12 protein-coding genes and 1 pseudogene are annotated in these 14,423 nt (G+C 72.6%); 12 read left to right on the top strand and 1 reads right to left on the bottom strand.

All coding sequences use genetic code 11. From position 1 onward, the window contains the following. The first annotated feature begins 59 nt into the window (after positions 1-59). The 9 genes from SSQG_RS07040 (at position 60) to SSQG_RS07005 (ending at position 11,529) form a co-directional block, all read left to right on the top strand. Positions 60-1,103, top strand: coding sequence for a methionine ABC transporter ATP-binding protein (locus tag SSQG_RS07040; RefSeq protein WP_039932087.1), 1,044 nt, complete (start codon positions 60-62; stop codon positions 1,101-1,103). After that, positions 1,100-1,807, top strand: a complete 708-nt coding sequence (locus SSQG_RS07035; RefSeq protein WP_003989031.1) for a methionine ABC transporter permease — start codon at positions 1,100-1,102, stop codon at positions 1,805-1,807. The genes SSQG_RS07040 and SSQG_RS07035 overlap by 4 nt, the downstream gene beginning before the upstream one ends. Before the next feature lie 62 nt (positions 1,808-1,869). Further along, positions 1,870-2,688: a MetQ/NlpA family ABC transporter substrate-binding protein gene (locus tag SSQG_RS07030; protein WP_003989030.1), complete on the top strand. Its 819-nt coding sequence runs from the start codon at positions 1,870-1,872 to the stop codon at positions 2,686-2,688. A gap of 141 nt (positions 2,689-2,829) precedes the next feature. Further along, entirely contained in the window at positions 2,830-3,462 is a 633-nt protein-coding gene (locus SSQG_RS07025; RefSeq protein WP_003989029.1) for a GNAT family N-acetyltransferase, read from the top strand. A gap of 133 nt (positions 3,463-3,595) precedes the next feature. Then, positions 3,596-4,816, top strand: a complete 1,221-nt coding sequence (gene cbiE, locus SSQG_RS07020; RefSeq protein WP_003989028.1) for a precorrin-6y C5,15-methyltransferase (decarboxylating) subunit CbiE — start codon at positions 3,596-3,598, stop codon at positions 4,814-4,816. Positions 4,817-5,414: 598 nt separating this feature from the next. Continuing rightward, positions 5,415-7,211, top strand: coding sequence for a hypothetical protein (locus SSQG_RS43940; RefSeq protein ID WP_425314982.1), 1,797 nt, complete (start codon positions 5,415-5,417; stop codon positions 7,209-7,211). Positions 7,212-7,250: 39 nt separating this feature from the next. Then, the gene (gene cobT, locus SSQG_RS43935; protein WP_003989026.1) at positions 7,251-9,221 is read left to right on the top strand and encodes a nicotinate-nucleotide--dimethylbenzimidazole phosphoribosyltransferase; all 1,971 of its coding nucleotides are present in this window, start codon (positions 7,251-7,253) and stop codon (positions 9,219-9,221) included. A 186-nt stretch (positions 9,222-9,407) separates the two neighbouring features. After that, on the top strand, positions 9,408-10,649 hold the full coding sequence (gene cobA / locus SSQG_RS07010) for a uroporphyrinogen-III C-methyltransferase (protein WP_003989025.1): 1,242 nt from the start codon (positions 9,408-9,410) through the stop codon (positions 10,647-10,649). A gap of 64 nt (positions 10,650-10,713) precedes the next feature. Further along, positions 10,714-11,529: a TrmH family RNA methyltransferase gene (locus SSQG_RS07005; RefSeq protein ID WP_003989024.1), complete on the top strand. Its 816-nt coding sequence runs from the start codon at positions 10,714-10,716 to the stop codon at positions 11,527-11,529. 126 nt (positions 11,530-11,655) lie between these two features. Here the strand turns inward: SSQG_RS07005 and SSQG_RS07000 are convergent, their stop codons facing one another. Then, the gene (locus SSQG_RS07000) at positions 11,656-13,086 is read right to left on the bottom strand and encodes a serine/threonine-protein kinase (RefSeq protein WP_003989023.1); all 1,431 of its coding nucleotides are present in this window, start codon (positions 13,084-13,086) and stop codon (positions 11,656-11,658) included. Between the two features lie 186 nt (positions 13,087-13,272). On the opposite strand from SSQG_RS07000, the gene SSQG_RS42535 reads away from it, so the two are divergent. The 3 genes and pseudogenes from SSQG_RS42535 to SSQG_RS42530 all read left to right on the top strand — a co-directional run. After that, positions 13,273-13,521, top strand: coding sequence for a hypothetical protein (locus tag SSQG_RS42535; RefSeq protein WP_078507013.1), 249 nt, complete (start codon positions 13,273-13,275; stop codon positions 13,519-13,521). A 235-nt stretch (positions 13,522-13,756) separates the two neighbouring features. Further along, complete coding sequence (locus tag SSQG_RS06995) at positions 13,757-13,966, top strand: hypothetical protein (RefSeq protein WP_003989022.1); 210 nt, start codon at positions 13,757-13,759, stop codon at positions 13,964-13,966. A gap of 307 nt (positions 13,967-14,273) precedes the next feature. After that, positions 14,274-14,423, top strand: a pseudogene (locus SSQG_RS42530) (aminoglycoside phosphotransferase family protein); the annotation flags it as partial.

Genomic DNA, 14,423 nt, shown 5'->3' with positions numbered 1-14,423 from the left:
GAATGCAGCTGTGCCCGGGCACACCCACGCCCGCGCACTCGACAGTGACGGAAACCCACGTGATCACCACAACGGACCTGACCAAGGTCTACCGTTCACGCGGCCGTGAGGTCACCGCCCTGGACGGCGTCGACCTGCACGTCCGCGAAGGCGAGGTGTACGGCGTCATCGGCCAGTCCGGCGCCGGCAAGTCCTCCCTCATCCGCTGCGTCAACCTGCTGGAACGCCCCACCTCCGGCACCGTGACGGTGGCCGGGGAGGACCTCACCGCCCTGGCCGGCCGCGGCCCGCGCGCCGGAAGGGAACTGCGGCAGGCGCGCAGCCGGATCGGCATGGTCTTCCAGCACTTCAACCTGCTGTCCTCGCGCACCGTCCAGGACAACGTCGAACTGCCCCTGGAGATCCTCGGCAAGTCCGGGAAGGAACGCTCCCGCAAGGCGCTGGAGCTGCTCGACCTGGTCGGCCTCGCCGACAAGGCGGGCGCCTACCCCGCCCAGCTCTCGGGCGGCCAGAAGCAGCGTGTCGGCATCGCCCGCGCGCTCGCCGGCGACCCGAAGGTGCTGCTGTCCGACGAGGCCACCAGCGCCCTCGACCCGGAGACCACCCGGTCGATCCTCGCGCTGCTGCGCGACCTGAACCGGCAGCTCGGCCTGACCGTCCTGCTCATCACCCACGAGATGGACGTCGTCAAGTCGGTCTGCGACTCGGCCGCGCTCATGGACAACGGCCGCATCGTCGAGTCGGGCACGGTCAGCGAGCTGCTGGCGACCCCGGGCTCCGAGCTGGCCGCCGCGCTGTTCCCGCTCGGCGGCGAGGCCTCCGGCGAGGACCGCACCGTCGTCGACGTGACCTTCCAGGGCGAGAGCGCGACCCAGCCCGTCATCTCGCAGCTCGCCCGCACCTACAACATCGACATATCGATCCTCGGCGCCGCCATCGACACCGTCGGCGGCCTCCAGGTCGGCCGTATGCGCATCGAACTGCCCGGCCGCTACGAGGACAACGTCGTGCCGATCGGCTTCCTGCGCGAACACGGACTGCAGATCGACGTGGTGGGCGCGGCGGAGCAGACGGCCGCGCTGGTGAAGGAGAGTGCCGAATGACCTGGTCCGAGATGCAGCCCCTGCTGGAACAGGCGTGTTGGGACACGCTCTACATGGTCGGCTGGTCCACGCTGATCGCCGTCGTCGGCGGCCTGCCGCTCGGCATCCTGCTGGTCCTGACCGACCGCGGCGGTCTGCTCCAGAACCTCGCCGCCAACAAGGTCATCGGGCAGGTCGTGAACATCGCCCGCTCCCTGCCGTTCATCATCCTGATGGTCGCGCTGATGGGCTTCACCCGCTCGATCACCGGGACGACCATCGGCCGCGAGGCCGCCATCGTGCCGCTCGCCATCGGCGCCATCCCGTTCTTCGCGCGCCTGGTCGAGACGGCCGTCCGCGAAGTCGACCACGGGCTCGTCGAGGCCGTGCAGTCCATGGGCGGGAACACCTGGACCATCGTCCGCAAGGTCCTCGTGCCGGAGTCCCTGCCGTCGCTGATCTCCAGCACCACCACCACGATCGTCGCCCTCATCGGCTACTCGGCGATGGCGGGCACGGTCGGCGCCGGCGGCCTCGGAGACATCGCCATCCGCTACGGCTACCAGCGCTTCGAGACCCAGCTCATGTGGATCACCGTCGCGATCCTCGCCGTCGTCATCTCGGTCATCCAGTTCGCCGGCGACTACGCGGCCCGCTCCCTGCACCGCCGCGGCGCCCACTCGGGCCCCGCCCCCAAGCTGCGGCTGCTCAAAGCCGCCTCCTGAACTCCCCGTACACCCACACGGGGTCGCACCACCCGCAAGGTCCTTAAGGAAAGGCACTTTTCGTGCGTAACACCGCCAAGATCACCACCGCCACACTCGCCGCCGGAGCCCTCACCCTCGGGCTCAGCGCCTGCGGCGGGGACAGCTCGGGCACCGACGGACCCCTGATCGTCGCCGCCAGCCCCACCCCGCACGCCGAGATCCTGAACTACGTCAAGGACAACCTCGCCAAGAAGGAAGGCCTCGACCTCCAGGTCAAGGAGTTCACCGACTACGTCACGCCGAATACGGCGACGCAGGACGGCTCCGTCGGCGCCAACTACTTCCAGAACAAGCCGTACCTCGACGACTTCAACAAGAAGAACGGCACCGACATCGTGCCCGTCGTCACGGTCCACCTGGAACCGCTCGGCCTCTACTCCCACAAGGTCAAGAAGGCCGACGACCTGAAGAGCGGTGCGACCGTCGCCGTCCCCAACGACACCGTCAACGAGGCCCGCGCCCTCAAGCTCCTCGCCGCCCACGGGCTCATCACCCTCAAGGACGGCGTCGGCAGCGAGGCGACCCCCTCCGACATCACCAAGAACCCGAAGAAGCTCAAGTTCAAGGAGCTGGAGGCGGCCCAGACGCCGCGCTCCCTCGACGACGTGGACGCCGCCGTCGTCAACGGCAACTACGCCCTCGAGTCCGACCTCAAGCCGGCGAAGGACGCCCTCGTCCTGGAGTCCCCGAAGAACAACCCCTACGGCAACTTCCTCGCCGTGAAGAAGGGCCAGGAGGACGACCCGCGCGTGAAGAAGCTCGCCAAGCTCCTCACCTCGCCCGAGGTGAAGAAGTTCATCCAGGACAAGTACGACGGCGCCGTGCTCGCCTCCTTCTGAGCCCGCGCCCGGCACCCGCCACACACGGCGTCCTCCCTCACCGGGTGGGGGAGGGCCCCGTGGTGCGGATCAGTGCTTGCATGCTGCATGCTGGGCAGTTGAGCAGGCCTTGAAGGTTCACCGAAGGTTACGGAGCGGCGCATGACGAGCACCTTTCCCAACGTCTCCATCAGCACGGAGCGGTTGGTACTGCGCCCCCTCGAGGAGCCGGACATCCAGTCGTTCGCCGACATGATGAACGACGAGCTCGTCACCACGTGGACCACCGTCCCGCGCCCCTACACCGAGGCGCACGCCCGCTCCTGGATCACCGAACAGGCCCCCGCCGAACGCGCCGAGGGCCGCGGCATCGTCTTCGCCGTCACGGAGTTCCTCACCCAGCGGCTTGTCGGCATCGTCCACCTCAAGAACACCGACTGGCGGGTCCGCTCCAGTGAGATCTCCTACGTCACCGCCCCCTGGGCCCGCGGCGAGGGCTACGCCTCCGAGGCGGTGCTCGTCACCGCCCGGTGGCTCTTCGACGACCAGAAGTTCGAGCGCCTCGAACTGCGCACCGCGGCCGACAACACCGCCTCCCAGCAGGTGGCCCAGAAGATCGGCTGTATCAGCGAAGGAGTGCTGCGCGGCGCCTGGATAGCCCGGACCCGCACCGGCGACGACGAGTGGACCGAGGTACGCACCGACCTCATCGTCTGGAGCCTGCTCCCCGAGGACCTCGACGGCGTGGGCGAGCGGCCCCCCGGCGGCTTCACCTCCTTCGGCGACTGGAACTGACCCACGGCCCCGAGCGCGACGGCACCGCAGCCCCCTCCGCCGGCTTCACCGGGTACTCTCACGGAGCCCGCCTGCGGGCCGCTCACCCGACGACACGCAGACGAACTGCGAGAACCCCTGGAGACTGACGACGATGGCCGACCGGGTCACGGTGATCGGCTGGGACGGTTCGCCGCTGACCGCCGCGGCGCGCGCCGCCCTGGGTGCCGCCACGCTCGTGGCAGGTGCCGCCCACCACCTGGCGCTCCCGGAGGTCCCCGCCGGCGCCGAGCGCATCCGCCTCGGCAGCGTCGCCCTCGCCGCCCGCCGCATCGCCGCCCACCGCGGCACGGCCGTGGTGCTCGCCGACGGCGACCCCGGTTTCTTCGGCGTCGTACGCACCCTGCGCGCCCCCGAGTTCGGCCTTGAGGTCGAGGTCGTCCCCGCCGTCTCCTCGGTCGCCGCCGCCTTCGCCCGGGCCGGGATGCCCTGGGACGACGCGCAGGTGGTCGTCGCACACCGCCGCACCCTGCGCCGCGCGGTCAACGTATGCCGAGCCCACACCAAGGTGGCTGTCCTCACCTCGCCCGGCGCCGGGCCGGCCGAACTCGGCCTGCTCCTCGAAGGAGTCCACCGCTCCTTCGTCATCTGCGAGGAACTCGGCACCGATCGCGAACGTGTCACCGTCGTCACCTCCGACAAGGCGGCCGACCACACCTGGCGCGACCCCAACGTCGTCATCGTCCTCGGCGGCCCGGCCCGCCCCGGTACCGCCGGAGAGACCGGCGGCTGGATCGCCGGCCGCGACCCGTCCGCCGGACCCCGTGACTGGTCCCTGCCCGCCGAGGCCTACGGCGGCGAGTTCGGCGAGGGCGAGACCCAGCTGCTGCGCGCCTCCCAACTCGCCCGCCTCGGACCGCGCATCGGCGACCTCGTGTGGGACATCGGCTGCGGCAGCGGAGCCTTCGCCATCGAGGCCGCACGGGCGGGCGCCGCCGTCATCGCCGTCGACAGCGACCGGGCGGCGTGCGCACGCACCGACGCCACCGCCCGCCGCTTCGGCGCCCAGCTCCAGATCGTGCACGGCAGCGCCCCGCACATCCTGGAGAACCTCCCCGAACCCGACGTCGTCCGCGTCGGCGGCGGGGGAGCGGCCGTGGTCTCCGCCGTCGCCGACCGTCGCCCGCAGCGCATCGTCACCCACGCCGCCACCCGCGACGCCGCCGAACTCATCGGCCGGGACCTGACGGAGCACGGCTACGGCGTCGAGTGCGCCCTGCTCCAGTCCGTCGAACTCGACACCAGGGCCTGGACGGAGAAGAAACGGAGCGTCGCGTTCCTGCTCAGCGGCGCCCTGCCCCGGCGCAGCGCCTGATCCCGCGGACGTCCCCGTGATCGGGTTGTCGTACTGCGCGCGGTAGGCTGGCCGATCGCTGCACCGCACCAGGACGCCCGGCGGTTCGTCGGTCAATGTCCGGAAAACTCACCCGTTTTGGGGTGGGGGTGGTACGGCAGAACCGGAGGACGCGCAACGTGGCGCAGTCCACAGCAGAACCGTCGCGGATCAACGTGCCGTGACGGTGGTTCGGCCGCAACAATGCCAGTGAGTGGCTTTGTCGCCTTTTGCGGGCGGGCCGTTCGTGCCGCTGGGGACGCACGCTCGTTCTTCACTGTGGGGCGGTCGGTGCGCCGTTCCGGGTGAGCTGGTCGTAGGAGCACTAACCGATGGGCGAGGGGTACGCATGACGACATCGGCAGTCCCGGGCGAGGGACTGCCGAGAGCCAAGTCATAGTAAAACAGCGCAGGTGCCTCGGGCCGGGTGTCTAACGCCTAAGTCTCCGAGGACACCATCGAGGAAGAGGACCGTTGCTGCCGGGATCCCACGGTGCCTGGGGCAACGAGGTCACCCCGCCCGCGCCGGAGCCGGTCGTGGAGACCGTGCACCACCCGGGCCCGCACGAGATCTCCGGCCGTGACAGCGGCTCGGTCGACCTCGGCGGCGTCCGCCCTGCCCGACCCGCCGCCGATCCCGCCCATCACCCCGCGTCGGCCGCTGCACCTCGGCCCGCCGCTGCCCGACAGCTCCGCCAGCCCGGTCCGCTCCCTGGCGGACCGTGGCCCCGCCGACGCGCCCGTACGGCAGCCCGCACCCGCGTCGGCGGGTCCCGAGTACCTCGACGCGCCGAGCGCCCCCGAGCCGCTCGTGTCCCCCGCGGCTGCCTGGAGCGCGCAGACCGTGCCCCAGGCCCCGGTGGGCGCCGGGGCGGCACCTGCGGAAACGGTTGTTCCGGCTCCGCTGCCGACGGAGACGGCCCAGGCCGTCGCGACCGGCGTGGCGACGGAGACGGTGGAGCCGACGCCGGCCCACCCGGCCGAGGCCGAACACCCGCCGACGACCGCCCAGACCCCGGAGCCTGCGACCGTCCCCGCCCCGGACGCGGACCAGGCCGTTGCCGCCGAGGCCGCGCAGGCGGTGCCGGTCCAGGGCGCTGAAGGTGCCGGTGAGCCGGACCTCGGCCCGGACGCGAATCAGGCCGTTGCCGCCCAGGCCGGGCAGACGGTGCCGACGGAGGGCGCGGCGGCCGTCGGCGAGCCCGGCGTCGGTCCTGACGCGGGTCAAGTGGCTGCTGTCGAGGCCGGACAGGCGGCGCCCGTGGGAGGCGCGGAGGCCGGCGGCCCGGACGCGGGTCAGGCGGTTGCCGCCGAGGCCGCGCAGGCAGCGCCGGTGCAGGGCGCGGAGGTTGCCGGCGAGCCGGATGGCGCGGGCGTAGGCCCGGAAGCCGGCCAGGTGGCCGACGCCGAGACGGGGCAGGCCGTCCTCACGGATGGCGTGGCCGACGCCGAGGCCGGGCAGGCCGTCCCCGCGGATGGCGAGGCCGGGCAAGCCACTCCGGAGGCCGGCGTGGCCGACGTCGCCGGAACAGGCGCCGGCCCGGAGACAGAGCATCCCGTCGTCGCCGCGACCGAGCGGGCCGCCTCGGCCCAAGCCGCGGCCGTCGAGGGCGACCCCGCCGAGGCGGGGGCTGTACCGGCGCAGGCCGAGGAGCCCGCCCCGGTCATGGACGGTGCCGGGCAGTCCGGTGAGCAGCAGCTTGCCGCCGCCGCTCCCACGGCCCCCGCGGGCGACTCCGCCGACGGCGGCGAACAGGCCCCGGTGGCCGCCGCCGCGGAGCAGGACGTGGCGCCCGCTCCTGTCCCCGATGCCGCACCGGCCCCCGGAGCGGTCCCCTTCCCGGAGGCTCCCGTCATGCCCGAGCACGCCGTCGCGGCACCCGAGGCCGGTCCCGGAGAGGCGGTTGCCGGCCCCGAGGCCGCGGCGCCCGAGGGCCCCGCCCCTGCCGTGCGGGCGCCGGACGCGGTCGGCCCCGAGGCCGCCGCACAGGCCCAGGCAACGGGCGTGGGCCCCGAGGCCGTCGCGCAGGAGCCAAACACCACCGGCGCCGCACCCGCCGCGCAACCTGCCGAGCCGATCGCCGCGCAGGCCAACCCCCAGACCCCTGAGGCAACTGACGCCGGGACAGCCGCGCAGGCCCCCGAGGTGACAGCTCCACAGACCGCCGCCCCCGAGGCACCCGCCGACACCGCCGCCGCCCCGGCCCCCGAGACGCTAACGTTTATCGTCCTCGCAGAGACAGTCTCCCCCGATCTACCTGGCGGGATACACCGACGACGATTCAGGACCACCGAAACCGATCAGCGGCCGCCACGGCAGCAGAAGCACAGCCCCGGCAGCCGAGCCCAGCCCCGAAGACGGCTCAGCCCGCCATGAGCCGACCGACCCCACACCGACCCCGCCGAGGACATCACCGTGCCGACCACCGACGAGCAGAGCGCCCAGCCCGTCCTCCAGGGCCCGCAGCAGTCCCGGCCCGTCGTCGAGGCGGACACCGTCGTCATGGTCCCCGCACCCCGCGAGGGCGACGCCGAACTCGTACAGAACGCCGACGACCTGGACACCCGGGCCGCCGAACAGGAAGACCTGGCCGACCAGGCACGTCACGACGAGGAAAGCGCGGCCGCAGTGGCAGAAGCACGGCAGTCCACCGGCCCGGCAGCCCCCGCCTACGACCCCGCCGAGCGCGAGGCCGTACTGAAGGTCATGCGCGAACGCCGCGACATCCGCAACGGCTTCCGCAGCGACCCGATCCCGCACGAGGTGCTGCTCCGTGTCCTGGAGGCCGCCCACCACGCGCCCTCCGTCGGCCACTCGCAGCCCTGGGACTTCGTCGTCATCCGCTCCGCCGACACCCGGCGCGCGATGCACGAACTGGCCATGCGCCAGCGCGACGCGTACGCGAAGTCCCTCCCCAAGGGCCGGGCGAAGCAGTTCAAGGAACTGAAGATCGAGGCCATCCTCGACACCCCGGTGAACATCGTCGTCACCGCGGACCCGACCCGCGGCGGCCGTCACACCCTCGGCCGTCACACCCAGCCCCAGATGGCGCCGTACTCGGCCGCCCTGGCCGTGGAGAACCTCTGGCTCGCCGCCCGCGCCGAAGGACTCGGCGTCGGCTGGGTCAGCTTCTTCGACGAGCGCGAGATGGTCCGCGCCCTCGGCCTGCCCGAGCACCTCGAAGTCATCGCCTACCTGTGCGTCGGTTACGTCGACGAGTTCCCGGACGAGCCCGAGCTGCTGCAGGCGGGCTGGTCCAAGCGCCGCCCGTTGTCCTGGGTCGTGCACGAGGAGACGTACGGCCGCCGCGCCCTGCCCGGAGAGGAACCGCACGACCTGCTCGCCGAGACCGTCGCGCAGATCCGCCCGCTCGACGCCAAGGCGCTCGGCGAGGCGTGGGAGCGCCAGAAGCGCATGACCAAACCGGCCGGTGCGCTGGGCATGCTGGAGATCATCTCCGCACAGCTGTCCGGCCTGTCCCGCCAGTGCCCGCCGCCCATCCCGGAGCCCGCGGCCGTCGCGATCTTCGCCGGGGACCACGGTGTCCACGCCCAGGGCGTCACCCCCTGGCCGCAGGAGGTCACGGCCCAGATGGTGGCCAACTTCCTCGGCGGCGGAGCCGTCTGCAACGCCTTCGCCACCCAGGTGGGCGCCGAGGTCTGCATCGTCGACGTGGGCGTGGCCGCCGACCTCCCGGCGACTCCGGGCCTGCTGCCCCGCAAGATCCGTGCCGGCACGTCCGACCTGACCACCGGCCCCGCGATGACCCGCGAGGAGGCCAAGCAGGCCATCGAGGTGGGTATCGAGACCGCCCGCGACCTGGTCGCCGCCGGCAACAAGGCCCTGCTCACCGGTGAGATGGGCATCGCCAACACGACCGCGTCCGCCGCGCTGATCTCCGTGTTCACGGGAGCGGACCCGGCCGAGGTCACGGGCCGGGGCACCGGCATCAACGACGAGACCCTCGCCCGCAAGACCGAGGTCGTCCGCCGCGCCCTGGAGCTCCACCAGCCGGACCCGGCCGACCCGATCGGGGTGCTCGCCGCGATCGGCGGGTTCGAGCACGCCGCGATCGTCGGCCTCCTCCTCGGCGGCGCGTCCCTGCGCACGCCGGTCATCCTGGACGGCGTCAGCGCCGGTGCCGCCGCCCTGGTGGCCCGTGCCATCGCCCCCGAGGTCCTGGCCGCCTGCATCGCGGGCCACCGCAGCGCCGAGCCGGGCCATGTGGCAGCCCTCAACAAGCTGGGCCTGCGCCCCCTGGTCGACCTCGACCTCCGCCTCGGCGAGGGCACGGGCGCCCTGCTCGCCCTCCCGCTGGTCCAGAGCACGGCCAGGGCGATGCACGAGGTGGCGACGTTCGACTCGGCGGGAGTCACCGAGAAGTAAGGCTTCTTGGGTCCTCGTGGGTTCGTGGGCAGTCGTTCCGCAGGGCGGAACGGGTGGGCACGGACCCACGAGGGCGCACCCGGCCACGATGCCCAGCCACCGGACACCCTCGCCCCCACAACCCCCCGCGCCTTAAAATCCGCACGTCAGGGCACCGAACACCGCCACAACAGGAGCCACACCCTCATGGCCGAACACCCCGCCTACCCCGTAGGCCTCCGCCTCACCGGCCGCCGCGTGGTCGTCCTCGGCGGAGGTCAGGTCGCCCAACGCCGCCTCCCCGCCCTCATCGCGGCAGGCGCGGACATCCTCCTCGTGTCCCCCGAGGTCACCCCCTCCGTACAGGCCATGGCGGATGCCGGGGAGATCACCTGGCGCCGGCGTCCCTACGAGGAAGGCGACCTCACCGACGCCTGGTACGCCCTGATCGCCACCGGCGACGTCGACGCCAACACCAGGGCCTCCGCCGAAGCGGAGCGCCGCCGCGTCTGGTGCGTCCGCTCCGACGACGCCGACGAGGCGACGGCCTGGACCCCGGCCACCGGTCACAGCGAGGGCGTCACGGTCGCCGTCCTCACCACCGACGCCCGTGGCCGCGACCCCCGCCACACCGCCGCCATCCGGGACGCGGTCGTCGAGGGCCTGCGCGACGGCACGCTGGTCGCCCCGCACCACCGCACCCGCACGCCCGGCGTCGCCCTGGTCGGCGGCGGCCCCGGTGACCCGGACCTGATCACGGTCCGCGGCCGGCGTCTGCTCGCGGAGGCGGACGTCGTCATCGCGGACCGCCTCGGCCCCCGCGACCTCCTCGCCGAACTCCCGCCCCACGTCGAGGTGATCGACGCGGCGAAGATCCCCTACGGTCGTTTCATGGCCCAGGAGGCCATCAACAACGCGCTGATCGAGCACGCGAAGCAGGGCAAGTCGGTCGTCCGCCTGAAGGGTGGCGACCCGTACGTCTTCGGCCGTGGCATGGAGGAGCTGCAGGCCCTCGCCGAGGTCGGCATCCCCTGCACGGTCGTCCCCGGGATCTCCAGCTCGATCTCGGTCCCGAGCGCGGTCGGCATCCCGGTCACCCATCGCGGCGTCGCCCACGAGTTCACCGTGGTCAGCGGCCATGTCGCGCCCGACGACGAGCGCTCCCTGGTCGACTGGCCGTCCCTGGCCAGGCTGACCGGCACGCTGGTCATCCTTATGGGCGTCGACAAGATCGGAAGGATCGCCGAGACGCTCGTCGCGCACGGAAAGCCGGCCGACACCCCCGTCGCCCTCGTCCAGGAGGGCACGACGGCCGCTCAGCGCCGTGTCGACGCGACCCTCGCGACGGTCGCCGAGACGGTACGGACCGAGGACGTGAAGCCCCCAGCGGTCATCGTCATCGGCGAGGTCGTGAAGGTCGGCCCTCTGGTCACCGCCCCGAGCGAGTAACCCCGGGTAACCCAACCCGTCCCAAGCCGTTGGCACCGTACCCAGGACAAGGCAGTATCACCCTGTGGCCGATCTCATCACCGTCGAGGATCCCGACGACCCGCGCCTGCGCGACTACACCGGCCTGACCGACGTGGAGCTGCGCCGCAAGCGCGAACCCGCCGAGGGCCTCTTCATCGCCGAGGGCGAGAAGGTCATCCGAAGGGCCAAGGAAGCCGGTTACGAGATGCGGTCCATGCTGCTCTCGGCCAAGTGGGTCGACGTCATGCGCGATGTCATCGACGAGCTTCCCGCCCCGGTCTACGCCGTCAGCCCGGAGCTCGCCGAGCGGGTCACCGGCTACCACGTGCACCGCGGGGCGCTCGCCTCCATGCAGCGCAAGCCCCTGCCGACGGCGGCCGACCTCCTCCGCAGGACCCGCCGTGTCGTGATCATGGAGTCGGTCAACGACCACACCAACATCGGCGCGATCTTCCGCTCGGCCGCCGCCCTCGGCATGGACGCGGTCCTGCTCTCCCCGGACTGCGCCGACCCCCTCTACCGCCGCAGCGTGAAGGTCTCGATGGGTGCGGTCTTCTCCGTCCCGTACGCCCGTCCGGACAGCTGGCCGAGAGTCTGGAGTCGGTCCGCGAGACCGGCTTCACGCTCCTCGCCTGACCCCCGACGAGAAGACCCGCCCCCTCGACGAGGCCGCCCGCACACCATGGACCGGGTGGCCCTGATGCTGGGCGCCGAGGGCGACGCCCTGTCCACCCAGGCCCTGGTCGCCGCCGACGAGTGGGTCCGCATCCCCATGTCTCACGGCGTCGACTCCCTCAACGTGGGCGCGGCGGCCGCCGTCGCCTTCTACGCCGTGGCCACCGGCCGCCCCCACGCCTAGGGACCGTCGTGGAACGGCGCGGGCCGACGGCGCCGAAGCCCTACGGTCCGAAGCCGTATGGTCCGATGTCCTGCGGGACGATGTCCTGCGGTCCGAAGCCCAATGGTCCGAAGCCCTACCGAAGCCCTACGGTCCGATGTCCTGCGGAGCGTGTCCCTGCTGTACGCGCTCCTGGCGCACGCCGCCCCCGTCGCCGCCCAGCCCTCGCGCCGGCCCCTGGCAGCCCTGGACGAGGGCGATGCCGAGCGCCACGACGAGTGTGACGACGACGAACACGAACAGCCGCTGCCGCAGCAACCGCGGGTTGGCGGGCCGCAGCCGGGTCCCCGTGTTCCTGGACGCCGGGCGCCCCGTGCCGCTGTGGGGAGCCGGACGGCTGCCGCTGTTCGACCGCGTCCCGTTGCGCCCGGTGGGCGTCGGCCTGGATCCGGCCCGTGACGGGGCGCCGCCACGAGGGGAGCCGCCACGAGGGGAGCCGCCACCCGCCGGAGCACCTCGGGTACCGCGCCCCGCCGGTTTGCCGTTGCCCTGCGGGCCGTTTCCGCGCCGGGGAGCCCCGTCCCCGGCGGGAGCCGAACCCCGGGGCGGGGGAGTGCCCCGGCCCCGCTGCATGCCCGACGCCCCGGTGCCCTGCTGTCCCTGCGGCCGCCGGGTGCGCTCGGGGTAGGTGTCGGCGGGCCGCTCGGTCTCGGCGCCGCGTGGCGCGGGCGGGCGTACACCGGTGAGGTCCTGCGACTCGCGGGCCGCGATCTCCTTCAGCCGCAGCGACAGTTGGAGCGTGCTCGGCCGCTCCTCGGGGTCCTTGGCCAGGCACGCCCGGACGAGCGGAGCCAGGGCGTCGGGTACGCCGTGCAGCTGCGCCTCCTCGTGCACGACGCGGTACAGCATCACCTCGGAACTGCCGTGCCCGAAGGGCGAGTCGCCCATGGAGGAGTACGCGAGCGTGGCACCGAGCGAGAAGACGTCCGTGGCCGGCGTGACGGCGGCCCCGCGCACCTGCTCCGGCGCGAGGAAGCCCGGCGAGCCGACCGCCGTGCCGACGTGGGTCAGTGTCGAGGCACCGGTGGCCCAGGCGATACCGAAGTCGATGATCCGCGGCCCCTTGGGGGACAGCAGGATGTTGGAGGGCTTCAGGTCCCGGTGCACGACCCCGGCCTCGTGCACGGCGACCAGGCCCTCGGACAGGGCGGCACCGACGGCGGCGACGTCGGCCGCGCCGAGCGGTCCCTCGGCGGCGACCTTGTCGTGCAGAGAGGGGCCGGGCACGTACTGGGTGGCGAACCAGGGCCGGTCCGCGTCGAGGTCGGCGGCAACGAGCCGGGCCGTACAGCCGCCCCGGATCCGCCGCGCCGCCGAGACCTCACGGGCGAACCGTGAGCGGAACTCCTGATCCTCCGCCAGGTCGGGGCGGATGACCTTGAGCGCGACCCGCTGCCCCTTCTTGTCGGAGCCCAGGTAGACCACGCCCATCCCGCCCGCGCCGAGCCGTCTGTGAAGCCTGAACGAGCCGACGACGCGCGGGTCCTCGCGCCTCAGGCGCATCATCGCCATGTTCATCCCCGCTGCCCGGTCCTGTGACGAGCCACAGCTTACGTTTCCATGACCGCCCGCGCGCAGAGGCCGCGCCCTCTCGGGGCGACGGATTGTCAGTGGTGGCCGGGAGATGTGAAAGGTGGTCACGGAGCGTGCGAACAGCTCCCGTTCACACTCCGCTGTACCCCAATCACCCGCCAGGGGAAGGGGATTGACCCCGTCCAGGGTGATCCTGTGCGAACAGTCGTGGCCGCCGGTGACACGACGGGCACGGACGAGGTGCCGACGAGCAGGGCGGCCCGCAGGCCGGGGACGACGGTACGACGAGGTGTCATGGAAGTGAGCGAAGTCACGCGTAGGGGGACAGTGGTGCGTACGGCACGCTTTGTGGCGAACTGGGTGCCGGAGCTGCGGGAGCAGCCGGATCCCTGGAAGGAAAGTCAGGACAAAGCAGGGTGAGCCGGGCTTCCCCTCGGGGAACACCCTGAGACCCGGGTCCGCGTCTCCACCCAGGGGAGTACATCGCGGGCGACGGCTCATCCTCCGGGAGGCCCGGCAATCGGTACGAGGGCATGACGCCCTGGAAGGGCCGGACGCCTAGATTTGAGGTCAAGCGGCGGGTGGCAGCACTCGTCCCCCGAGGTCAGACACCCGCCGCTGCCCATGACAACTGAGAACGGTCAGGAGAGGGGCCATGGCCCACACGGCGCCGCGGACGATGATCCGCGAGGAGGGACGCAAGGCGTACGCCGCCGCGTTCCGCTCCCGCCGCCAGGGCCGTCGCCACCCCGTGGTGGCGACGCTGATGGCCCTTCCCCTGGCGGTCCTGCTCCTCCTCGTCTTCGACGGGTGGGAGACAGTGGCCACACAGGCGTCGTCCGTGGGAGAGATGCTGGGGCGCTGAGCGGCGACCCCAGGCCCGGAAGAGCGGTCCGGGCGGGGACATCCACCCATGAAACCCCGTGGGGACGGGGGTACGGCGGACGGCAATGATGCCGGCGCAGCTGGGGAGCTGCGCCGGCATTGCTTTTGCCCCCCAGCCGCGGGCAGTCGTGCCGCTGGGGCGATGGGGGTCCCCCCTGCTCGAGCGAAGCCGAGAGCTTGGGGGAGGCACCCCGCTGCGCCGGGCTGCGCAACGCCCCCCGCCCCCCCAGCGCCGAGCACCTGAAACCCACAGTTCCGTACGCCCCGGCCCCTCGTACCCTCACCCCGTGACCCCCGCCCCCACCCCACTCCTGCACGCCCTCACCACTCAGGCCCGAGCCACCGCTCACGCCCGCTCCCCGGCCTGCCCCTGCGGAGCACCCGTCACACTGGCGGACCGCCCCGACGGCACCGTCGTCCGCCACGCGGACACCGTC

The sequence above is a fragment of the Streptomyces viridochromogenes DSM 40736 genome, assembly GCF_000158955.1.
Taxonomy (GTDB): domain Bacteria; phylum Actinomycetota; class Actinomycetes; order Streptomycetales; family Streptomycetaceae; genus Streptomyces; species Streptomyces venetus.
Note: the sequence above shows the minus strand (reverse complement) of the source record. Positions and strands in the feature narration are given on the sequence as shown.